This is a genomic window from Aeromonas sp. S9(2024), from assembly GCF_041403185.1.
GTDB lineage: Bacteria > Pseudomonadota > Gammaproteobacteria > Enterobacterales > Aeromonadaceae > Aeromonas > Aeromonas enteropelogenes.
Window position 1 is genome coordinate 124,643 of record NZ_JBGLRE010000008.1, and the last position, 20,447, is coordinate 145,089.

General features: G+C 63.1%; 18 protein-coding genes. 9 read left to right on the top strand and 9 right to left on the bottom strand.

Annotated features, from left to right (window positions below; all coding sequences use genetic code 11):
• Nucleotides 1-9 precede the first annotated feature (9 nt).
• Together ACB028_RS14370 and dmeF are read right to left on the bottom strand one after the other, a co-directional pair.
• On the bottom strand, nucleotides 10-1,017 hold the full coding sequence (locus tag ACB028_RS14370; RefSeq protein WP_371144562.1) for a Fe(3+) ABC transporter substrate-binding protein: 1,008 nt from the start codon (nucleotides 1,015-1,017) through the stop codon (nucleotides 10-12).
• 274 nt (nucleotides 1,018-1,291) lie between these two features.
• Complete coding sequence (dmeF, locus tag ACB028_RS14375) at nucleotides 1,292-2,239, bottom strand: CDF family Co(II)/Ni(II) efflux transporter DmeF (protein WP_371144563.1); 948 nt, start codon at nucleotides 2,237-2,239, stop codon at nucleotides 1,292-1,294.
• Nucleotides 2,240-2,309: 70 nt separating this feature from the next.
• On the opposite strand from dmeF, the gene ACB028_RS14380 reads away from it, so the two are divergent.
• The 3 genes from ACB028_RS14380 (at nucleotide 2,310) to ACB028_RS14390 (ending at nucleotide 5,066) form a co-directional block, all read left to right on the top strand.
• Nucleotides 2,310-2,585 carry a metal/formaldehyde-sensitive transcriptional repressor gene (locus ACB028_RS14380; RefSeq protein WP_026456226.1) on the top strand — a complete coding sequence of 92 codons (276 nt, stop codon included), beginning with the start codon at nucleotides 2,310-2,312 and terminating at the stop codon, nucleotides 2,583-2,585.
• Between the two features lie 142 nt (nucleotides 2,586-2,727).
• Complete coding sequence (locus ACB028_RS14385) at nucleotides 2,728-3,924, top strand: aromatic amino acid transaminase (RefSeq protein WP_371144564.1); 1,197 nt, start codon at nucleotides 2,728-2,730, stop codon at nucleotides 3,922-3,924.
• 209 nt (nucleotides 3,925-4,133) lie between these two features.
• The gene (locus ACB028_RS14390; protein ID WP_042070472.1) at nucleotides 4,134-5,066 is read left to right on the top strand and encodes a LysR family transcriptional regulator; all 933 of its coding nucleotides are present in this window, start codon (nucleotides 4,134-4,136) and stop codon (nucleotides 5,064-5,066) included.
• Nucleotides 5,067-5,112: 46 nt separating this feature from the next.
• On the opposite strand, the gene ACB028_RS14395 is transcribed toward ACB028_RS14390, so the two are convergent.
• The 5 genes from ACB028_RS14395 to ACB028_RS14415 all read right to left on the bottom strand — a co-directional run bounded on the left by ACB028_RS14395 (nucleotide 5,113) and on the right by ACB028_RS14415 (nucleotide 9,159).
• On the bottom strand, nucleotides 5,113-5,436 hold the full coding sequence (locus ACB028_RS14395) for a DUF1820 family protein (RefSeq protein ID WP_026456223.1): 324 nt from the start codon (nucleotides 5,434-5,436) through the stop codon (nucleotides 5,113-5,115).
• A gap of 112 nt (nucleotides 5,437-5,548) precedes the next feature.
• Nucleotides 5,549-6,439, bottom strand: a complete 891-nt coding sequence (locus ACB028_RS14400; protein ID WP_371144565.1) for a YjjW family glycine radical enzyme activase — start codon at nucleotides 6,437-6,439, stop codon at nucleotides 5,549-5,551.
• Nucleotides 6,440-6,450: 11 nt separating this feature from the next.
• The gene (locus tag ACB028_RS14405) at nucleotides 6,451-7,977 is read right to left on the bottom strand and encodes a YjjI family glycine radical enzyme (protein ID WP_371144566.1); all 1,527 of its coding nucleotides are present in this window, start codon (nucleotides 7,975-7,977) and stop codon (nucleotides 6,451-6,453) included.
• Nucleotides 7,978-8,101: 124 nt separating this feature from the next.
• Nucleotides 8,102-8,434, bottom strand: a complete 333-nt coding sequence (locus tag ACB028_RS14410) for an AzlD domain-containing protein (RefSeq protein ID WP_342010918.1) — start codon at nucleotides 8,432-8,434, stop codon at nucleotides 8,102-8,104.
• A 2-nt stretch (nucleotides 8,435-8,436) separates the two neighbouring features.
• Nucleotides 8,437-9,159, bottom strand: coding sequence for an AzlC family ABC transporter permease (locus tag ACB028_RS14415; RefSeq protein ID WP_371144567.1), 723 nt, complete (start codon nucleotides 9,157-9,159; stop codon nucleotides 8,437-8,439).
• 532 nt (nucleotides 9,160-9,691) lie between these two features.
• Between ACB028_RS14415 and ACB028_RS14420 the strand changes: the two genes are divergently transcribed.
• The 5 genes from ACB028_RS14420 to ACB028_RS14440 all read left to right on the top strand — a co-directional run bounded on the left by ACB028_RS14420 (nucleotide 9,692) and on the right by ACB028_RS14440 (nucleotide 15,076).
• Nucleotides 9,692-10,822, top strand: coding sequence for an AI-2E family transporter (locus tag ACB028_RS14420; RefSeq protein WP_371144568.1), 1,131 nt, complete (start codon nucleotides 9,692-9,694; stop codon nucleotides 10,820-10,822).
• On the top strand, nucleotides 10,812-12,341 hold the full coding sequence (locus ACB028_RS14425; RefSeq protein ID WP_371144569.1) for an efflux transporter outer membrane subunit: 1,530 nt from the start codon (nucleotides 10,812-10,814) through the stop codon (nucleotides 12,339-12,341). Before ACB028_RS14420 ends, ACB028_RS14425 begins: the two co-directional genes overlap by 11 nt.
• 18 nt (nucleotides 12,342-12,359) lie before the next feature.
• A complete protein-coding gene (locus ACB028_RS14430) occupies nucleotides 12,360-13,487 on the top strand; it encodes an HlyD family secretion protein (RefSeq protein WP_371144570.1) in 1,128 nt (375 codons plus the stop codon).
• A gap of 34 nt (nucleotides 13,488-13,521) precedes the next feature.
• Nucleotides 13,522-14,553, top strand: a complete 1,032-nt coding sequence (locus ACB028_RS14435; RefSeq protein WP_201980922.1) for a DUF2955 domain-containing protein — start codon at nucleotides 13,522-13,524, stop codon at nucleotides 14,551-14,553.
• Between the two features lie 76 nt (nucleotides 14,554-14,629).
• Entirely contained in the window at nucleotides 14,630-15,076 is a 447-nt protein-coding gene (locus ACB028_RS14440; RefSeq protein WP_224210955.1) for an ion channel, read from the top strand.
• 84 nt (nucleotides 15,077-15,160) lie between these two features.
• Here ACB028_RS14440 and ACB028_RS14445 read toward each other — a convergent pair whose 3' ends face one another.
• Complete coding sequence (locus ACB028_RS14445) at nucleotides 15,161-15,637, bottom strand: murein L,D-transpeptidase family protein (protein WP_026457107.1); 477 nt, start codon at nucleotides 15,635-15,637, stop codon at nucleotides 15,161-15,163.
• A gap of 280 nt (nucleotides 15,638-15,917) precedes the next feature.
• Between ACB028_RS14445 and ACB028_RS14450 the strand changes: the two genes are divergently transcribed.
• Nucleotides 15,918-19,085: a S41 family peptidase gene (locus tag ACB028_RS14450; RefSeq protein WP_371144571.1), complete on the top strand. Its 3,168-nt coding sequence runs from the start codon at nucleotides 15,918-15,920 to the stop codon at nucleotides 19,083-19,085.
• On the opposite strand, the gene ACB028_RS14455 is transcribed toward ACB028_RS14450, so the two are convergent.
• Nucleotides 19,068-20,351 (bottom strand): ferric reductase-like transmembrane domain-containing protein, encoded by a 1,284-nt coding sequence (locus ACB028_RS14455; protein ID WP_371144572.1) that lies wholly within the window; start codon nucleotides 20,349-20,351, stop codon nucleotides 19,068-19,070. The two genes, ACB028_RS14450 and ACB028_RS14455, sit on opposite strands and share 18 nt — an antisense overlap.
• Between the last annotated feature and the right edge of the window lie 96 nt (nucleotides 20,352-20,447).

Here is a 20,447-nt window from a genome sequence, read left to right on the forward strand (position 1 = left end):
CCCATCTGATTACAAGTCGAATTTCACTTCATCCAGCAGTTGCAAGGCGTCCTTGCGGTGCTTGGCGTAATCGCTGACCGGCATAGGGTCAGACTTGAAACTACCCCAGGACTTGACCATGGCGGAAGGCTCGACCCCGGCCTTGACCGGATACTCGGCATTCACGTCAGCATACATGTGCTGGGCGGTATCGCTGGCCAGGAACTCCATCAGCTTCTGGGCAGCCTCTTTGTTCTTGGCATACTTGGTCATGGCCACGCCGCTCACGTTGACGTGGGCACCACGATCCCCCTGGTTAGGGAAGTTGATATAGACGGCATCGGCCCAGGACTTCTGCGCCGGATCCTTCAGCATGGCGCCCAGGTAGTAGCTGTTGCCCAGGGAGACATCACAGATGCCATCCTTGATCGCCTTGACCTGATCCCGGTCGTTGCCCTGCGGCTTGCGAGCCAGGTTGCCCTTGACCCCTTCCAGCCAGGTTTTTGCATCCGCCATGCCGTGATGGGCGATCATGGAGGAGACCAGGGCCACATTGTACTCATGCTTGCCGCTGCGAGTACAAATTTTCCCTTTGAATTCAGGTTTTGCCAGATCTTCGTAGCTGATGGTGTCCAGCTTGCCGAGGCGCTCCTTGCTGGAATAGATGGCGCGCACGCGAGTGGTGAGGGCGAACCAGCGGTTCTCCGGATCACGATAGATGGAGGGGATGTTCTCCTGCAGGATCTTGCTGTCTACCGGCTGCACCAGGCCCTTGTCCACCAGATCGGTCAGCCGGCTGATGTCGACGGTCAGCATCAGATCCGCCGGGGAGAGCTTGCCTTCCCGCTCCAGACGCTCGTTCAGACCCTCTTTGGCGAACACCACATTGACCTTGATGCCCGACTCTTTCTCGAATTGCTGGATGATGGGCTTGATCAGCTCATCCTGGCGGTTGGAGTAGACATTCACTTCCCCTGCTGCAAAAGCCGATTGAGCCGCCAACGCAGAAAAAGCCAGTGCCAACATCTTCATTTTCATCATCCATTCCTTGAGGTAGTTAGAGTGAGAACTATTGCCGTTTGCATTCTGCATATTACCCACCCTGGAATCAAGGCCGACCAGATGTGTGGAGTCACATATTTAAATCAGGATGAATAATGCGGACGAAGCACTCTGCGGCGAACAAGCCTCCGTCCACAGGAGGCTTTCCAGCAACAAATCAGGAGAGAGGAAGAGGCGGCACACTCGCGCCCCCAGTGCCGCAACCTGGTGGTCGCGGTTGGGATGCGGGGGTCGATGCCCCCCTTGAGGCTCAATGGCCGTTGACCTCTATGGTTACATGCACCAGCTCTTCGTGGATGGCGAGCCGCTCACGGATCTGTCCAGCTGGCAGAGGCGCCGCCATCAGCAGGGAGAGTACACAGGCATACTGCGCCTGCCCCACCCGCCACACGTGGAGATCGCGGATCTCGGTATCGGGCAGCTCTGCGATCACTTCGCGGATCTCCGCCACCACGGGGTCGTCCATCTCGGCGTCCAGCAGCACCCGCCCGGTCTGGCGCAGCAGCCCGACCGCCCAACCCCCCACCAGACCGGCCCCGACTATGCCCATCACGGGATCCAGCCAGTCGGCTCCCCACAACATGCCCCCCACCAGGGCCAGAATGGCCAGCACCGAGGTGGCGGCGTCCGCCAGCACGTGGATATAGGCGGCGCGCAGGTTCAGATCACTATGACCGTGATGCTCATGGTGATCGTGGTCATGATGGGCGTGACCGTGGTGATCATGGCCGTGATGGTGATGGCCGTGGTCGTCCTTGAGCAGCCAGGCGCAGGCCAGGTTGACCAGCAGGCCCAGCAGGGCGATGGCGATCGCTTGCTGGTAGTGGATCTCGCTCGGGTGGAGCAGCCGCTCCCCCGACTCCACCAACATCAGCAGGGCCACCCCCACCAGCATCAGGGCGCTGGTGAAGCCCCCCAGCACCTCAATTTTCCAGGTGCCGAAGCAGAAGCGGTGATCCCGCGCGAAGTGACGCGCCGCCCGATAGGCCAACACCGACAGCCCCAGTGCCAGGGCATGGGAGCTCATGTGCCAGCCGTCGGCCAGCAGTGCCATGGAGTTGTAGAACCAGCCGCCCCCGATTTCGGCCACCATCATGATGACAGTGAGCAGCACGGCCCAACGGGTCTTGCGTTCGGCGAGCGGATTCCCCTCGTGAATGACGGGTTGATGGCAGTGAGACGAGGCGAGGGATGACATGGATTTCTCCTGATGCGGGACATGTCATATACTATACCCCAGTATAGTTTTATTGATCGAGAGGATCCTGATGTCACACACCATTCACGGCAAGAAGAAGCTGCTGACGCGGGTTCGCCGCATCAAGGGCCAGGCCAGCGCACTGGAGCATGCCCTGGAGCAGGAGAGCGACTGCGCCGCCATCCTGCAGCAGATCGCGGCCATTCGCGGCGCCGTCAACGGCCTGATGCTGGAGGTGCTGGAGGGTCATATGCGCGAGCATCTTGGCGCCGCAGAAGCCACTCCGGCCGAGCGCATGGAAGATCTCGACCAGGTGGTCAGCGTCCTGCGATCCTACCTGAAATAATCGGGAAGCCCCCGGCCCGCAAATGATCGCCTGAAGCCGCCATCCCCACGTGCGCCGGGCTTGAGCCCTCGCCCGCTTTACGCCATGATGACCGCCGATCATTGATCGCCATCATCTGGATTTTATTTCGCAAGGACCCCCCATGTTTGAACACGTCGACGCCTACGCTGGCGACCCCATCCTGACCCTGGTCGAGACCTTTCACAAAGACCCCCGTGAGCAGAAGGTGAACCTCGGGATCGGTCTCTATTACGACGAGCAGGGTCGTATCCCGCTGCTGCCGTCGGTGCAGCAGGCCGAGGCCCAGCGCGCCGCTGCACCGGCGCCGCGTCCCTACCAGCCGATGGAGGGTGCCGCCAACTACCGCACCGCGGTGCAGCACCTGCTGTTTGGCGCCGACCACGAGGCGGTCAAGGCCAGCCGCATCGCCACCATCCAGACCATTGGTGGCTCCGGTGCTCTCAAGATCGGCGCCGATCTGCTCAAGCGCTACTTCCCGACCTCCGAGGTGTGGGTGAGCGATCCCACCTGGGACAACCACAAGGCAATGTTCGAGGGGGCCGGCATCAAGGTGCACGACTACCCCTACTATGATGCGGCCACCGGCGGCGTCCGTTTCGACGCCATGATCGACTGTCTGAACCAGCTGCAGCCGCAAAGCATCGTGCTGCTGCACCCCTGCTGCCACAACCCGACCGGGGTGGATCTCTCCCGCGCCCAGTGGGATCGGGTCATCACCCTGGTGGTCGAGAAGAAGCTGATTCCCTTTATGGATATCGCCTATCAGGGCTTCGGCGACGGCCTGGAGGAGGACGCCTACGCCATTCGCGCCATGGTGGCCGCCGGCGTCAGCTTCTTCGTCAGCAACTCGTTTTCCAAGAACCTCTCCTTCTACGGCGAGCGCTGCGGCGGCCTGTCGGTCATCTGCCAGAGCGCCGAAGAGGCAAGCCGGGTGCTGGGCCAGATGAAGGCTACCGTGCGCCGCAACTACTCCAGCCCCCCCACCCACGGCGGCCAAATCACCGCGGCCGTGATGAGCCAGAACGAGCTGCACGCCATGTGGGTGGATGAGGTGACCGAGATGCGCACCCGCATCAAGGGGATGCGCCAGAAGCTCTACGAAGTGCTGAGCGCCAAGGTGCCAGGCCGCGATTTCAGCTATTTCATCAACCAGCGCGGCATGTTCAGCTACACCGGCTTCACGCCGGAGCAGGTCGACCACCTGCGCGAGGAGTTCGCCGTCTACCTGGTGCGCTCCGGTCGCATGTGCGTGGCCGGCCTCAACAGCCGCAACGTCGACTACGTGGCCGATGCCATGGCCGCCGTGCTCAAGGGCTAATCCCGTCAGCCCCGCTTTGGCGGGGCTTTTTCTTGTCCCCTGCCCGCTTTATGCAACTTCAGAAGTCATCAGATACCTGATTGCACTCTCCCGCCCAAACATGAGTACGCCATCCAGTCACCCCGAATTGACTTCCCAACCTTGGCGCTCGCCAGTACCGTAGGCAGCTGGTCGATTCTTTTCGCTTTCATCCTCTTTCAGGAGCCTTTATGGATCTGATTGCCCTGTCCCGATTGGGAGGACGCCATCTGGTCACCCTGCACCTGCTGCTCGACTGCCAGAGCGTCACCCGCTGCGCCGAGCGACTCTGCACCACCCCTTCCACCGTCAGCAAGACCCTCAACCAGTTGCGGGAACTGCTCGGTGACCAGCTGCTCTACCGCCAGGGCAACCAGTTGCTGCTCACCCCCTTCGCCGAACGGCTGGCGCCTACCCTGCACCGGCTACTGAGCGAGCTGAGTGGCCTGACCCAGCAAAACGCCTTCGACCCTCTGCAGTGGCAGGGTACCCTGCGCCTGGGGATGCGGGAGAGCATGATGACCTGGCCGGTCGGCCCCATTCTGGGCCAGCTGATGCAGGAGGTGCCCGGGCTGGTTCCCGAGATCTGGAACAAGGATGAACAGGGGCTGGAGGCGCTGGTCGCGGGCAAGCTCGATTTTGTGATCCTGCCCCATGATCAGAGCCAGCCTCCGCCCCGCCAATCCGGGCTGGTATGGGAAACCCTGCGGGAAGAGAAACTCGTCTGCCTGCTGCGCCGAAATCACCCGGCCCTGGCGCGACACTGGGATCTCGACGCCTACCTGAGCTGGCGCCATATCGCCATTCGCGACAGCGAACTGGCCAATCCCTTCTTTGAGCAGAGCCTGGCCCAGCAGCAGGTAAGGCGCCAAATTGGCGCCACCATGCCGGATTTTTCCAGCGCGGCAGCCCTGCTGCCCGGGACGGATCTGATCCTCACCGCCGTCGGCGGCTGGGCCGCCCACATGGCAAAGCAGGCGGATCTGGCGCTGCGTCCCGCCCCGTTCGATTACGGCAAGGTGAGCCACAGCCTGGTGTGGTATGGCCCGACCGGAGAGAGTTCGGCACGCAACTGGTTCCGGCAACGGATCCTGGCGCTGGGGCGGGACCTCTCGCCGCCCTGAGCGGGCGGCAAGTCATATTCAGGCTCGGCGAAACATGACCCCGATATCAGGGACGCTTGGTATAAATGGGGCCGGGGAAGGGAGAGACGTTGTTGCCAAGCTCGGTGATGCGGGCAGCCCCCTGTTTTTGCACCTCATCGATGCGCAGCACCTGGTGCATGGGGATCAGGGTGTGGCGCACATCGGCAAATTCGCTCTTGAGCTTCTCGTGGCTGGGGTCGACGATGAGAGCCGAGTGGGTGTCCCAGACAAAATCCGCAATGTCGATAAAGCCGAACAGCTGCCCCTGATTGACCTCGCGCACATACACCTCATAGCGCTCGCTGTGGCAAATGAACTGAACCCGATATAACGCCTTGCTTTCACTCATGATTATCTGTCATTGAGGGAGAATGGCCGATATTCTAGCCGCCGTCCGGCTCCCCGACCAATAGACAGAAATCACAGTTGCAGCCTTTATCCTGCCCGGCAGAACCGGATAACTACTCACTCATCAGGGCTGGCAACGAGACTGGCCCCAAACCGATCCCGGTTAGCCGATTGGCCAGCAAGACCAGTTCGCTGCGGGATGCCTGCGGCCAGTTTCGTGCCTCGCCGCGCACCCCGTGGTGACGAAAACCGTTGAGGCGGATGGGCACAGATCCCAATCGCCGCAAGAAGGCGATCAGGTCAGGCGCCAGCTCCCCCTGCCCATCGAGAAAATCGCTGCGCCCCGGCACATGGAGCAGGCGCAGCTCGGCCAGCTTGCCCTCCTCCGCCAGCAGTTGCAGCGAGGCCAGCACCCGCTCGCGGCCATAGCCGGTCAAGGAGAGATGTACCGACTCTCGCCACCCCTTCAGATCGATCATGGCGCCATCGAGCACGGGCAACAGCCGCCGCCAGCCGGTTTCCGCCAGAGATCCATTGCTGTCTAGCAGGCAGGTTAGGTGCGCCAGATCCTGCGCCTGCTTGATGGCGGTGAACAGGGCGATCACGAAGGGGAGCTGGGTCGTCGCCTCGCCGCCGGAGACGGTAATGCCGGTAAGCAATGGGCCGTAGCGGCGCAGCAGGGACAGCACCTCGGCCACCGTCATGATGCTGGTCTTGGGGCTGGCGCTGCGGGGGCAGATATCCAGACAGGCATCGCAGTCGGTGCAAAGCGCCGCCTGCCAGCTCACCCTGCCCTCATCCATGGTCAGGGCCCCGCTTGGGCAACCTGGCACGCAGTCACCGCAGTGATCGCACAAGCCTATGGTGTGGGGGTTGTGGCAACTTGGGCAGTTGAAATTGCACCCCTGCAGAAACAGCACCAGGCGGTTGCCCGGCCCGTCGACACAGGAGAAGGGCAACATCCGGCTGACCCGGGCGCTGCACTGCCTGGCGCTATCTTTCATGTCGCCGCCATTCACAGTTCGCTGACGAGCGCCTCATGGGCGATGACCCGCGGCGCCCGCTGGCGGATGGCGGTCACCTCGCTCGCCTCGGCACCGAGACAGGTGGTCTGCAGCCGCGAGCCCTCTTCGGCAAAACGGGCCACATCGCTTTTGCGGATCATGTAGCCGGTCACCCGCACCAGATCGCTGTCCGCCACGTTGGCGGTGAACTCCCGCATACCGATGGCGAGTGCCCCCTTGCACAGCTGCAGCAACGCCTGCGGATTCTGGCGAATGGTGGGCTCCAGGGTGAGGATCTCGCTGATCCCCGAGTGGTAGAAGCCGTGATGGGGCGCCAGGGCCAGCACATGGCTGGCGGGATCCGGCTCCTGACCATAGGGAATGCGCACTCCCGGGGTCACGCCCACATCCACGCTGAGACCGCCCTGGGAGTGAAGCAGCGCATGACCCCGCCAGGCGTGGGGCTGAGGCGCCTCCTGCACGTAACGGGCGAGCTGGGCAGAGATGCGATAGCCGAGCTGGTTCGCCTCCTCCTCACGGCCGTAGCGATCCGGCAGATTCTCCTTGTCCATCAGGATATTGACCGCCTCCGCCATGCCATAGATGCCAAACATGGGGACGAAGCGCGCCTCTTCCAGCAGTCCCTCCTTGATCAGGAAGCTGTCGAAGAAGCCGGACTCACGGTGCAGAAACGCGGCGCGCGCCGTGATCAACTGGGAGGCTAGGCGACAGTAGTGGGGTAGCAGGCAACCGAGAAAATCGTCGATCCCCTGCGCCTGTTCGGCCACCCGCTTGAGGGAAATGCGCACCAGGGTGTTGGCGCCACCGGCCAGCGGCAGGGCGTTGTAGCAACTGACGATGCCAAAGCCGCGCTCGTCAAAGGTCGCGCTGTGGATCGGGTAGTTGGCGATGTGGGGCTTGCTGCAACTGGCGATATTCTTCACCCCCTGCAACAGCAGCGCATCCGGCGTCACGGCAGGATCGTGGAACAGGGTCAGATTCGGCGCCACCTGCTTGAGCTCGCCGTCGATGCGCAGGATCAGGCGGCAGAGACGGTTGCCATCAGGGCCAATGTTGACGTGCATGAAGGCATCCGGCAGCACCCGATCCAGGTAGATCCAGAATGCTTTCAGCTTGCGATAGAGCGCATCGTCATCCAGCCCGCCGACGAAAGGCAGCAGCAGGTGATCGAGCCGCCCCAGCCAGACCGGCATGCCGGTGACGGAGGGGACATGGTGATAAAGGATGCGCAGGGCATCAAGCGCCTCGTCGAAATCCTGCGGCGGTGCCAGTTCCAGCCAGGCGGAGCCCTGAAGGAGGAAACGTTCATAGTCGGGCAGCACATAGCGCGGTTTGTAGGGAGCATGCCCTTCGAACATGTCGCAGATAAACCCCTGCGCCATCGCCTCGCTTACCGCCTCGGGCAGGTCGGGATAGGGCAGGGCATTTTCGGCGGCCAGCGCCAGGGCGTGGCTCTTCTGGGCCGGTGACAGCAGGGGATCACGGACGATACGCTGGCAGGCTTGGGTGAAAGACATGGGGCGCTCCTATACAGATGACACCATATCCTTACCCTTTAAAGGCCTTTTTTGAAGTGACATTGGCAACATGGCGGATGTCAATAAATGACATCCGCCATGCGAGATCACGCCCCTTTCGCCATCAGGACAACAGCACTGCCACGCCCCCCAGCCAGCGCAGCAGGAAGAAGCCCCCCATGCCGACCACGACCACCACCAGGGTCGGCAGCCGCAACAGGGTCAGTACCGTCACCAGCAGGGTGGCGGCCAGATAGTCGGGATCCCAGGAGATCCCCTGCCCCGGCTCGTAGCTGAAGACGATGGGCAACCAGATGGCGGTCAGCACCGACTGGGCCGAGAAGCTGAGGAAGGCCCCCATCTCGGCACCGGGCTGATAGCGGGTCAGACGCGAGAAGAAGGCGAAGCGGTTGAAGAAGGTGATCAGGGCCAGCAGGCCTATCATCAGCCAGGTCATGCTTATCTCCTCATCCGGTGCAGCACGTATCCCACCACCATGCCGGAGAGAGCCGAAACGATGATGTACACCTCCGCCAACAGCGGCTTGGTGAGCAGCGTCATGGATCCGCTCACCAGGGTCGCCGCCACCATGGGCAGGTTCTTCATGGCGGGGATGGTCATGGCGATAAAGGTGGCCGCGATGGCGAAATCCAGTCCCATCTGCTCCAGCCCGTCGATGTACTGGCCGGCGGCGATGCCGAGCAGGGTCGCCAGATTCCAGAACAGATAGAAGACGAAGCCCGCGATCAGGGCATAGGCGGGGTCGAAGCGCCCGTTGTGCTCCCTATCCTTGAGCGCCACAGCAAACATCTCGTCGGTCAGAAAGAAGGCGAGACTCGCGCGCCAGCGCAGGGAGAGCGGCAGCACGTCGCGGCGAAAGGTAAAGCCGTACAGCAGATGCTGGGAGGTGATGACAACCGTCGACCCCATGATGGGCAGCAGCGGCGTGCCCGCCCCGAACAAAGTGGTGGCCGAAAGCTGGGCTGCGCCGGCATAGACCAGCAGCGACATGCATTGGGCCTGCAGCGGGCTCAACCCCACCTGCAGCGCCAGGGCGCCGCACAATATCCCCCAGGGGATGACCGAGATGGAGAGGGGCAAAATATCGAGTGTCGCCTGCCACCAGCGCACTTGGGACAGGCGAGAAGCACCGCCAGACAGCGCTGCAGGATTGACGTCCATATCTGTTTTCCACAACCGAACAAAACCAGCAAGCTACCATAGCCGCGCAGAAACGCTAACTTCTGTCGCAAGTGATGACTCTGTCAGTGCCAGCACGTCGTGCTTGCCCGGCGCCCCCCTGCCCATAACCGGTATGATTTCTGTCATGGAGGATGCAAAAAATATTTTCCACGCCCTTCAAGACGCGCCGCAGAAATAGATACTGATAACTCAGCTAACAACCATAAATGAGCAAAGCTTTATTCTGAAAAATATAAATAACACCACTTATTAAACTTTCTAATTAATCATCAGGCTCTATATTCAAATAATGACTAGCGTATATAAAAGGGGGATATTTGATATTCATCAAAATGTGAGACACACCAAAGCAGCCATGTAATGCATTGATACACAATGTCATTTAATTGCCTTGTTTTTATAAATAGTTAGCTGGTTAAGCTTGGGGACAGCTAGTGAATTCAAAAATGCCCCGCTGAAAATAACACCCTATGAGATAAATCCGACTTCACTTTCACCGTGAGAGCCCGCTATGCAATACGATACCAACCCGGAACTGGAACGCCGCTTGTTTAACAAGTTGCTGGATGTACTTATCAAGGCGGGACTGATCCTGGCCCTGGTTATCATCTGCTACGGGATCTTCTCTCCCTTCCTGACCCTGATGCTGTGGGCCCTGATCCTGGCCGTGACCCTCTATCCCGCTCACCAGCGTTTGGCGGCACGACTGGGCAATCGCCAGGGCCGGGCGGCGACCCTGCTGGTGCTGGGAGGCATAGCCCTGATCGTGGTGCCCACGGCGATATTGACCAGCTCGCTGGCCGACACCATCACAGGCCTCATCCACGACATGAGGAACAACACCCTGCAACTTCCCCTGCCCAAGGAGTCGGTGGCGGGCTGGCCTGTCATAGGTGACAAGCTCTATGCCGCCTGGCACATGGCGGCGACCGATCTGCCCGCCTTTATCCAGAGCATGCAGCCCAAGATTGGCAACATCGCCAAGACGGCGCTCGGCATGGTGGCCAGCATGGGGACCGGCATACTGCAGTTCATCCTCTCCTTCGCCATCGCCGGCATCATCATGGCTTACGGCATGCCGGGCCATCAGAGCGCCAAGGCCATCTCCACCCGCGTCATGGGCGATGCCCGGGGTGACGAATTCGCCACCCTCTGTACCGCGACCATCCGCGCCGTGGCCATGGGGGTGATCGGGGTCGCCTTCATCCAGGCCATCCTGCTGGGTCTCTCGGTCGCCATCGCCGGCATCCCGGCACCCGGCCTCATCGCCCTGGTTGCCCTGATCCTCGGTATCGCCCAGATCCCGGCCGCGGTGATCTTCATCCCCGCCGTCATCTACATCTGGAGCAGCGGCGACTACGCCACCGTGCCGGCCATCATCTACACCGTAATGCTGGTGGCTTCCGGCCTGGCTGACAACGTGCTCAAGCCCATCCTGCTGGGACGCGGTGTCGACGCCCCCATGCCGATCATTTTGCTGGGCGCCCTGGGCGGCATGGTATCGAGCGGCATCCTCGGCATGTTTGTCGGTGCCACCCTGCTCGCCATCGGCTATCAGGTCTTCATGTCCTGGGTGGCCGGACACCATCTCGCCCCCCAGGGCGGCGACAACCCAGCCGCAGAGCCGCAAGATGCCCCCTAAGCCAAGTCGTCACCTTCATCACAGGGCCCCCCTCGGGGTCGCCCTGTTCGGCAGCCTGCTGCTGAGCGCCTGTACCACCCTGGGGCCGGACTATGTCAAACCCAGGGGAGGCGCCGCCGACACCTGGCAGGGGGGCTCCCTCGGCCAGGTCAAGGGAAACTCGTTTACCGACACTAACGACCAGTGGTGGACCCAGTTCCAGGATCCCGTGCTCGACGCCCTGGTGCAGGAAGCGCTCAGCAAGAACCACAGCGTACGCGCCACCGGCCTGCGCATCCTGGAGGCCAGGGCCCAGCTCGGCATCGCCGATGCCAGCCGCTATCCCCAGCTACAGCAGGTCAGCGGCAGCGCCATGCCGGTCGGCCAGGTGCGGGATGGCCCCAACACCGATTTCGTGAGCTATAGCCTTGGGGCCAACCTCGGCTGGGAGATCGATTTCTGGGGCAAATTCCAGCGCAGCATTGAAGCGGCCGATGCCAGCTACTTTGCGACCCTGGCCCAGTACGACGACATCCAGGTCCTGATGGCCGCCCAGGTCGCCACTCTCTACGTCAACATCCGCACCCTGGAGGCGCGGCTGCAGATCTCCCGGGAGAACGCCCGCCTGCAACAGCGCAGTCTGGAGATCACCCAGAAGCAGTTTCGCAGCGGCAACAGCGACGAGCTGGACGTGCAGCAGGCCAAGACCCAGTACCTGAGCACCCTCTCCGGGATCCCGGCGCTGGAAGCCAGTCTGCGGCAGAGCCAGAATGCCCTGAGCACCCTGCTGGCTCGCGCCCCCGGCCCCCTGCCCGAGATGAGCGACAACACTGGCAAAATCCCGCACGCCAGCCTGCAGCTGGCCAGCGAGCTGCCGGCAGATCTGATCCGCCGTCGCCCCGATGTGCGCAGTGCCGAGCGACTGATGGCGGCCCAGTCGGCCCTGATCGGCGTCAGCGAAGCCGAGCTCTACCCCTCCCTGACCTTGCTGGGATCCCTCGGCCTCTCGGCCACCTCACTCTCCGGCAGCAGCAGCATCCTGGATTGGGGAATAGGACCAAGCTTCAAATGGAACGTGTTTGACCATGGCCTGCTCAGCAATGCCGTGCTGGTGCAGGATGCGCGCTTCCAGCAGCTCAAGGAGAGCTACCAGAACACCCTGCTGACCGCAGCCCGCGAGATCGACGACGCCGCCATCGGCTTTGCCAAAAACGAAGAGCAGATAGTACTGCTGGAGCAGACGGAGCAGGCCGCCCGCCGCTCCCTCGAGATAGCCAATATTCGCTACCGCGAGGGCATGGCCGACTTCCAGCGGGTGCTCGATTCCCAGCGCGCCCTGTTCAGTCAGCAGGAGCGACTGGTCAGCAGCCGCGGCAACGTGATGCTCAGCCTGATCTCCCTCTACAAGGCGATGGGAGGCGGTTGGCAGCAGGGACGCACTCGTCCCCTGCTCGACGAGCAGAGCCGCCAGGAGATGCAATCGCGCAGCGACTGGGGCCCCATGCTGACCGATCCCCTGCCCGCCGCCCGTGCCCCCTAATGTGATGACGAGAAGACCATGAGCCAAGATCCCCAGCCTTCCCAACCCACTCCGTCTGCTCCCCCAGCCCCTGCGGGCAAGGGGAGCCGCGTCGCGACCCAGCTGCTGCTCGCCCTCATCGGCCTGAGCCTGCTCTGGTATTTTGCCGCCGATCGCCTGACTCCCTACAGCTCACAGGCCAGAGTGCAAGCCTTCGTGGTCCCCATCGCCGCCCAGGTCTCCGGCCAGGTGCAGCAGGTGCTGGTGAAGAACAATGACGACGTGGCCCAGGGCCAGCCCCTGTTCGAGATTGATCCGAGCCAGTACCAGATTGCGCTGCAACGGGCCAGATCCGATTACGACTCGGTGCTGCGTTCGGTCAACGCCGCCTCGGCCGGTGTCACTGCCGCCGAAGCCTCGCTCCAGGCCGCCAAGGCCAACCGCCTCAAGGCCGAGCAGGATGCCAATCGCCAGGAGCGGCTCTATGCCGAGGATCCGGGCGCCATCTCGGTGCGCCGCCTCGAAGTGGCCCGCGCCACAAGGGTTCAGGCCCAGAGCCAGGTCAAGGCGGCCGAGGCCAGCCTGATCCAGGCCAAGGAGGCCGCCGGCAACAGCGGTGACAATAACTCCCAGCTGATGAGTGCCCGCTCCGCCATCGAAAAGGCCGAGCTGGATCTCGCCCACACCAAAGTACTCGCCCCCTCTCGCGGGCTGGTGACGGATCTGCGCACCGACGTCGGCCAGTTTGTCTCGGCGGGGGCTCCCGCCATGACGCTGATCGCCATCCACGACGTCTGGATCAGCGCTGACATGACGGAGAACAACCTGGGCAATCTGGCGCCGGGCGACGAGGTCGCCATCGTGCTGGATGTGATGCCGGGTCAGGTATTCAAGGGGCGGATCCGCAGCCTGGGCAACGGGGTCAGTGCCGGCAACCAGACGGCGGCGGGCAGCCTGCCCACAGTGCAGAACAACCGCGACTGGCTGCGCCAGGCCCAGCGCTTCCCGGTGGCCATCGAGTTCGACAAGGAAGAGCTGTCACGGTTGCAGGGGATCCGGGTCGGCGGCCAGGCCGAAGTACTGGTCTACAGTGGCGACAACTGGCTGATGAACGGCCTGGGAGCCCTCTTCATCAGGCTGATGAGCCTGCTCTCCTATCTCTATTGAGCGTGCCCGTCATGAACCAGCGAGGAAGAGGCTGATGCACAGGGCCGACAAGGCAATCCTCAGGCTGACCCTGGGCATGGGGCTGTGCATCCTCATCACCTATGGCCTGGCGCTGCCCCTGCCCCACCTCAGCAGCCTGGTGGTGATCATGCTGCTGTGCAAGCCGGGCCCGCCACTCTCCACCATGAAGGGGTTGATGATAGGGGGCGCACTCATGGTGCTGATGGGCACCGGCGTGCTGATGGTGCCCCTGCTCCAGCACTATGGCACCAGCGCCATGCTGCTGATCGCCCTGCTGCTGTTCGGCCTCTTCTATCTGGGGCTGAAAAACGGCAACCCGCTGCTGTTGCTGCTCGTAGCCACCCTCACCCTGATCCCGGTGGCAGGCACGGCAAGCCAGGCCCTCGCCTTCGTGGTGATCCAGGCGCTGGCGATCGGCATCATACTGGGCGCCTTCATCAGCTCGGTCTCCCACAACCTGTTTCCGGATGAGGGGGCCCCCCTCCCCAAACCCGAACACCTCAGTCCGGACAATGCTGGCTGGGTGGCGCTGCGCGCCGTCATCATAGTGCTGCCCGTGCTGGTGATGGCGCTGCAGGATCCGGCCCACTATCTGGCCGCCATCATGAAGACGGTGGCGCTGAGCCAGCAGGCCTGCACCACCCAGGCGCGCAACGCCGGCAAGGAGCTAGTGGGCTCGACCCTGATGGGCGCCCTGATCGCGGCTCTCGCCTGGTTCGGCCTGGCCCTGCTGCCCAGCCTCTGGATGCTGATGCTATGGGTCATGCTGATCTGCCTCTGGCTCGGCCGTCGATTGTTCAGGATAGTGCCGAGCCGTCTGCCCGCCTCCTTCTGGAGCAACGCCCTGATGACGGTGATCATCCTGCTGGGGCCGGCGATCCAGGACAGCGCCAACGGCAAGGACGTGATGCAGGCCTCCCTGTTCCGGCTCGCCCTGTTCATCCTGGTCTCCTGTTACGCCTGGGGCGCCATCTGGGTGCTGGAGCGCTGGCGGGCGGGGCGCAGAAACGGGATCGCGATGATCCCCGGGGGGCGTCACCCATGACGATGATGTCACTACTGGCGGGCCCGATACCCGGGACCGCCATCCCGTTTGATCCAACCAACCATGAGGGCCACCCATGATGCTGATGAACCTGCTGGTGGGATTGCCTACCATGCTGATCTGCCTTGTCCTGCAAGCCAGCCTGACCTTTCGGGCGGTGCGTTTTTATATCAACCAGGTCCACAACAACCCCACCCCGGGCTGGCTGGGCCGTGGCGTCGGCCCCCTGCTGGTGGTGATGGTCCTGCTGATGCTGGGGAATTTCATCCAGATCATGATCTGGGGCCTGCTGTTTCTCGGCCTCGGCCAGTTCGAGCAGATCTATGAGGCCGTCTACCACTCAGGGGTCAACTTCACCTCACTCGGCTATGGCGACATAGTGATGCAGCAACAGTGGAAGATGCTGGGACCGCTGGAGGCGGCCAATGGCGTGCTGATGTTCGGCATGACGGGGGCGGCCCTGATGGCCGTGCTGCAAGCGCTGATCAAGACCCAGCTCAACAACGGCAACCGGTTGAAGTAAGGCTGTTTTTCAATAAAAAATGGCAATAAAAAACGGCAGGCCCAGAGTCTGCCGTTTTTGTATTTTTATCTGTCTCTACCCGAATCAGGGCTCGATGACGATGGGGGTACCGGGTTCGATGGCATCCCAGATCTCATCCAGATCGTGGTTCAGCATGGCGATGCAGCCGTTGGTCCAGTTGGAGGGCTGTACTCTAACGTTGCCCACGTTGTTGCGCTGACCGTGGATCATGATCATGCCACCAGGATTGACCCCCAGCTCATTGGCACGCTGGATGTCCTGCAGGTTCGGGTAGTTGATATGAATGGCCTTGTAGAAGCCGGAGTTGGTCTTCTTGTAGTCCAGGGTGTAGCGCCCTTCCGGTGTGCGCTGATCCCCTTCCCGCTGCTTGTGTCCCATGGGAGCCGGCCCCAGGGCAATCCAGTAGCGTTTCACCTCCTTGCCATCCTTCATCAGGGTCAGGCTATAGGTGGATTTCTTCACCACCACCATGTCGGCAGACAGGGTGGCAAAACTCAATGCGGGCCAAAGCCCCAACAGACACAGCAATACGGCTCTCATTCCATCCCTCGGCAAGCCTCTGGTGCGGGCTTTTGCGTTTGATCTCATCATCTGAATCTCGCCAGCCAACTGGCAAGCGAGCGCCATGATATTGGATCGCCATCAATACTCAATATGTCAGATAAACATATCTTGCGTCCCCGCTGTGCCTTTCCTTGAGCTGCCTGTTTATTTTTTATTAATTAACAATTAAAACAACAAGATACGAGTGCAATTCCAGCTAGCCCCCATGCCGGTGATCGGCGAAGATAAGGATTCGACTCTTCGACAGGAACCTGCCATGCGCTCTTCGTGCCGTTTCATCCCCCTGCTGCTCTCTCCCCTGCTGTTCTGGCTGCCCGCCAGCTTCGCCGCCGAGGCACTCTGGCTACGCGAGCCCGCCCTCTCCCCCGATGGCAAACAACTCGCCTTCACCTGGCAGGGGCGCATCTTCGTCGGCAGCGCCGACGGGGGGCCTGCCACTGCGCTGACCGGCAGTGACTACCTGAGCCAGCGACCGATCTGGTCGCCGGATGGCAAGCTGATCGCCTTTGCCGCCAACCTCTACGGCAACGAAGACGTCTTTGTGGTGCCTGCCAGCGGCGGGGAGATGGTGCGCCTCACCCGTGACTCGCGCGCCGATCTGCCCCAGGCTTTCAGCCCGGATGGCAAGCGCCTGCTGCTGAGCAGCCAGCGCCCCTGGGATCCCAAGGCCGACCACTTCGTGGCCGAAGGGATGCAGGGCAGCGCCCTCTACTGGACGCAGGTGACTGGCGGCAAGCTGCAGGCCGATCTGCCGCTGCCGGCCACCCTGGCCCGCCCCAACGGGGAGCGACTGGCCTACCAGATGCCGACCATGGATCAGCCCTTTCGCAAGCACCAGCAATCCTTCGCCGTCTCCCGCCTCTGGCTGTTTGACGGCAAGCAACACCGGCAGCTAACCGAAGACAGGATCGCCGCCAGCGATCCTGTCTGGCGCGACGACGGGAACGCCCTTTTCTATCTCAGCGAGCGCAGCGGGGACTTCAACGTCTGGCAACGGGATCTCGTCAGCGGCAAGGAGCAGCAGCTCACCCACTACCAGGGCCATCCGGTGCGGGGGCTCAGCGCCTCCCGCAGTGGCGATCTGGTCTGGTCCTGGTTGGGAGAGCTCTACCGGCTCGACGCCGGCAGCACCCAGCCGCGCAAGCTGGCCATCGCGCCTCAGGTGGCGACGGCGCCGGATGAACAGAGCCAGTCCCTGACCCATGCCGACGAGGCGCTGGTCAACGAGGAGGGCAAGGAGCTGATCCTGGTGAGCGAAGGCAACCTGTTTGCCGTCGATCCGGAGCGGGAGCGGGTACGCCGGCTGACCCGGGATCCCGGCGAACAGTCGAGCCCCCTCTACGCCGAGAAGGAGCGCTCGCTTATCTATCTCTCCGAACAGCAGGGGCCCGCCGCCCTCTATCGTCTGCGCAAGGCGGATCCGGAACGCCTCTTCAGCGATCCGGGCAGCCTGCAAGAGAGCCTGCTGCTGGCCATTCCCGGCAAGGGGATCAGCCGGCCCGTACTCTCTCCCGATGGCAAGCAGCTCGCCTTCGTGGTGGACGGCCAGGCCATCCACCTGCTGGATCTGGCGAGCAACAAGCAGCGCGAACTGGTGCCCGCCAGCTTCAACCCCGCCCGCCACGAGGTGGATCTCGCCTTCGCCCCCGACTCCCGCCATCTGGCGCTCACCCTGCGCCCGGACTCGGCCCAGCAGGAGATCGCCGTCATCGACACCGGCAACGCCAAGGCCAAGCCGGTCAATGTGAGCCTGAGCGGCTATCAGGAGAGTGCCCCCGCCTGGAGCGAGGATGGCGGCATCCTCTACTGGCAATCGACCAAGTACGGCGCCCTGGGGGCCGATGGCGAGCCTCTTGGCAACAACCTGCTCGGCATCTACAGCAGTCGCGCCGCCAAGGCCGACTTCCTGGCCGAACAGGCACCGCCCAAGGAGGGCTATGGCTTCGAGACCGATCGCCTGGCCCATCGGGAGGCGCTGCAACTGCTGCCCGCCGGCACTTTGCTCGCCAGCCGTCTGGTCAATGATCAGCTGACCTATCTGGTGGAAGAGCCGGGTACCGGCGAACAGAGCGAGATCAAGGGCTACACCCTGGATCTGCGCAAGGGAGAGACTCGCCAGCTGTTTGCCGAACAGCCCGGTCCCACCCTGGCCAGCCTCAACAAGGAGGCCACCCTCGCCACCCTGGTACGGGAGGGAGAGGTCACCCAGGTAGCGCTCGAATCTGGCGAAGCCATCAGCGCCCCCTTTGCCCTGCCATCTGACAGCGGCTGGCAGGCCCGCATGAATGCCGCCTTCGACCAGATCACCCGGCTCACCCGGGAGGAGTTCTATCGCGACGACATGAACGGGGTGGACTGGGACGGCTATGTCGCCAGCTACCGTGCCCTGCTGCCCGGCATCAGCAATGGCCGCGACTTCGGCAATCTGCTGGCCGAGCTGGCCGGCGAGCTGAACGTCTCCCACACCTGGGGCTATGGCCCGGCCCCCTTCCCGCGTCTGGCGGATGACACCGCCAGCCTGGGGGGCTACTGGCAGGAGAGCAAACAGGGGGTGATGCTGACCAGCCTGCTGGCCGGCGGCCCGCTGGATCAGGAGAGCGATATCCGGGCCGGCGCGCACCTGCTCGCCATCAACGACACCCCCATCCCGGATCTGGCCGCCCTCGATCAGGCGCTCAACCATCAGGCCGGGACCCGGCTTGCCCTCACCTTCCAGCAGGCGGGCCAGAAGGAGCCTGACGAGGTGGAGGTGACCGCCATCGATCTGCAGCAGGAGTATGCCCTGCAACTCGATGCCTGGGTCGCCAAGCGGCGCGATCGGGTGGCGACCCTGAGCAAGGGGCGCGTCGGCTACGTCTATCTGCCGGAGATGAGCAACGCCGTCTACGAGGAGCTGGTGGCACAGGCGCTCGGGCGGCTACGCGGCAGCGAGGCCCTGATCGTCGACGTGCGTTTCAACAAGGGGGGTTATCTTGCCAATACCCTGGTGGAGTTTCTCACCGGCAACGGCCGCGCCAAGGGGATGGCGGTCAACTGGCCACGCCTTGGCAAGGGGGCGACGGATGCCGCCACCCGCCAGTGGACCAAACCCTCGGTGGTGCTGGCCAATGCCGGCAGCTACTCGGAAGGTTCCGCCTTTCCCGAGTATTACCGCGCCCTCAAGATTGGCCCCATCATAGGTGAGCCGGTTCCCGGCACCGGCACCACCGTCTATGCCCATGAATCCCGCCTGATCCCGGGGCTCGGTTACGGCATCCCGAGCCTGGGGCTGCGCAAACCCGACGGCAGTTTCTACGAAAATCAGGAGCTGATCCCGGATCGCCAGGTTCCCCTCACCCCGACCGACATGCTGGCGGGGCGCGACCCCCAGCTGGAGGCCGCGGTACAGGCTGCCCTCGAGCAGTTGTCAGCGAAAGCGAAATAGCTCGCGGTGCAGACGCCCGTCCGGCAGCAGCCGGGTCAGGGCGTCTGCCATCCCCTCGGGGCCGCAGAACCAGACCTGGCCGGGCGCCCCTTCGGCAACCCGCGCCAGATCCAGCCGTCCCGCCTCCTTGTCCAGATGCAGCTGATAACACACCCCGGTGCGCTGGCACAGCTCGGCGAGCCGCGCCCGATAGACGGCGCCGGCCTTGTCGGGTGCACACTGGATCAGGGTGATCCCCTCGCCGCGCTCACCGCGGGCCGCCATCGCCTCCAGCCAGGCGACGAAGGGGGTGATGCCGATCCCGGCTCCCAACCAGAGTGACCGGCCGCGGCCAAGAGGGGCGACGAAGGCGCCGTAAGGGCCGGTCACCCGTACCGGATCCCCGACCCGGGCCGCCGCCACCAGCTCGCGGGTATGATCCCCGAGCGCCCGCACCGCGATCACCAGTTCGCGCCGATCCGGCGAGACCCGCACCAGGGTGAAGGGATGCGGCCCCTCTTTGGCATCGAATTCGAAGAAGGCGAACTGGCCGGGGCGATAGTGGGCGAGTGGCGTCTCAAGGGCCATGGTCAGCTCGCTGGTCTGATCCGCCAGCTCCCGCACGGCCACCAAGCGGCCGGCATGTCGATCGCTGGCCCCCACCCGTCCCAGCAGGGAGTAAAACGCCCCCAGGGCCGCCACCCCGCCGGGCAGCCAGATGGCGATGCCGAGCGGGCTCAACCAGCCAATGTTGGGCAGCAGACAGAGCCCGTGGATCCAGCCCGCCAGATAGATGAGGGGCGCCAGCCGATGGATCAGGCGAAAGCGCCCGTAGCTCACCAGCGCCAGCAGGCTCACCACCACCAGGGCGATCAGCAGATAAAAACCCCACTCTCCCAGGTCATTGCCCAGCGCATGGAGGGAGGCCCCCCCACCGTTGCCACCACCCGCGCCACGGCGGGCTGGGCGCGTCAACCAGCCGACCGAGACTGCCCACTTGGGGGCCTCCACCAGCAACCAGTGGCCGGTCAGGGTCAGGGCCGCCGCAATGGCGCTGTGACGATGCAGTCGCAGCATCCGATCCAGCCCGCCACACCAGGCTTCCAGCTGCGACAGGCGCAGCGCCAGCACCAGCGAGATCGCCATGTATCCCATCCCCAGCAGGCCGGTCAGCAGCAACATCTCATGGCGCCAAGGCCAGAAATTGCCGGCATCCCCCCCATAACCAAGCCACCAGATGGCCACCGCCAGCAGTGGCCATCCCCACAGCATCTGTTTGCCCGTCATCACATGCTCCTTGGTTTGCATACCACAGGGCCTCGTCTCCCTGTCCATGGTTTCATTACAGACCTATCAGGTCACAAGACTTTGCCAGCAGGGGGA

What these genes read in the sequence shown, in the direction of transcription:
- ACB028_RS14415 (WP_371144567.1), bottom strand. Translation starts at nt 9,159, where the DNA reads ATGGACGTCAATCCTGCAGCGCTGTCTGGCGGTGCTTCTCGCCTGTCC.
- ACB028_RS14385 (WP_371144564.1), top strand. Translation starts at nt 2,728, where the DNA reads ATGTTTGAACACGTCGACGCCTACGCTGGCGACCCCATCCTGACCCTG.
- dmeF (WP_371144563.1), bottom strand. Translation starts at nt 2,239, where the DNA reads ATGTCATCCCTCGCCTCGTCTCACTGCCATCAACCCGTCATTCACGAG.
- ACB028_RS14395 (WP_026456223.1), bottom strand. Translation starts at nt 5,436, where the DNA reads ATGAGTGAAAGCAAGGCGTTATATCGGGTTCAGTTCATTTGCCACAGC.
- ACB028_RS14405 (WP_371144566.1), bottom strand. Translation starts at nt 7,977, where the DNA reads ATGTCTTTCACCCAAGCCTGCCAGCGTATCGTCCGTGATCCCCTGCTG.
- ACB028_RS14390 (WP_042070472.1), top strand. Translation starts at nt 4,134, where the DNA reads ATGGATCTGATTGCCCTGTCCCGATTGGGAGGACGCCATCTGGTCACC.
- ACB028_RS14425 (WP_371144569.1), top strand. Translation starts at nt 10,812, where the DNA reads ATGCCCCCTAAGCCAAGTCGTCACCTTCATCACAGGGCCCCCCTCGGG.
- ACB028_RS14435 (WP_201980922.1), top strand. Translation starts at nt 13,522, where the DNA reads ATGCACAGGGCCGACAAGGCAATCCTCAGGCTGACCCTGGGCATGGGG.
- ACB028_RS14410 (WP_342010918.1), bottom strand. Translation starts at nt 8,434, where the DNA reads ATGACCTGGCTGATGATAGGCCTGCTGGCCCTGATCACCTTCTTCAAC.
- ACB028_RS14380 (WP_026456226.1), top strand. Translation starts at nt 2,310, where the DNA reads ATGTCACACACCATTCACGGCAAGAAGAAGCTGCTGACGCGGGTTCGC.
- ACB028_RS14445 (WP_026457107.1), bottom strand. Translation starts at nt 15,637, where the DNA reads ATGAGAGCCGTATTGCTGTGTCTGTTGGGGCTTTGGCCCGCATTGAGT.
- ACB028_RS14450 (WP_371144571.1), top strand. Translation starts at nt 15,918, where the DNA reads ATGCGCTCTTCGTGCCGTTTCATCCCCCTGCTGCTCTCTCCCCTGCTG.
- ACB028_RS14440 (WP_224210955.1), top strand. Translation starts at nt 14,630, where the DNA reads ATGATGCTGATGAACCTGCTGGTGGGATTGCCTACCATGCTGATCTGC.
- ACB028_RS14370 (WP_371144562.1), bottom strand. Translation starts at nt 1,017, where the DNA reads ATGAAAATGAAGATGTTGGCACTGGCTTTTTCTGCGTTGGCGGCTCAA.
- ACB028_RS14455 (WP_371144572.1), bottom strand. Translation starts at nt 20,351, where the DNA reads ATGACGGGCAAACAGATGCTGTGGGGATGGCCACTGCTGGCGGTGGCC.
- ACB028_RS14420 (WP_371144568.1), top strand. Translation starts at nt 9,692, where the DNA reads ATGCAATACGATACCAACCCGGAACTGGAACGCCGCTTGTTTAACAAG.
- ACB028_RS14400 (WP_371144565.1), bottom strand. Translation starts at nt 6,439, where the DNA reads ATGAAAGATAGCGCCAGGCAGTGCAGCGCCCGGGTCAGCCGGATGTTG.
- ACB028_RS14430 (WP_371144570.1), top strand. Translation starts at nt 12,360, where the DNA reads ATGAGCCAAGATCCCCAGCCTTCCCAACCCACTCCGTCTGCTCCCCCA.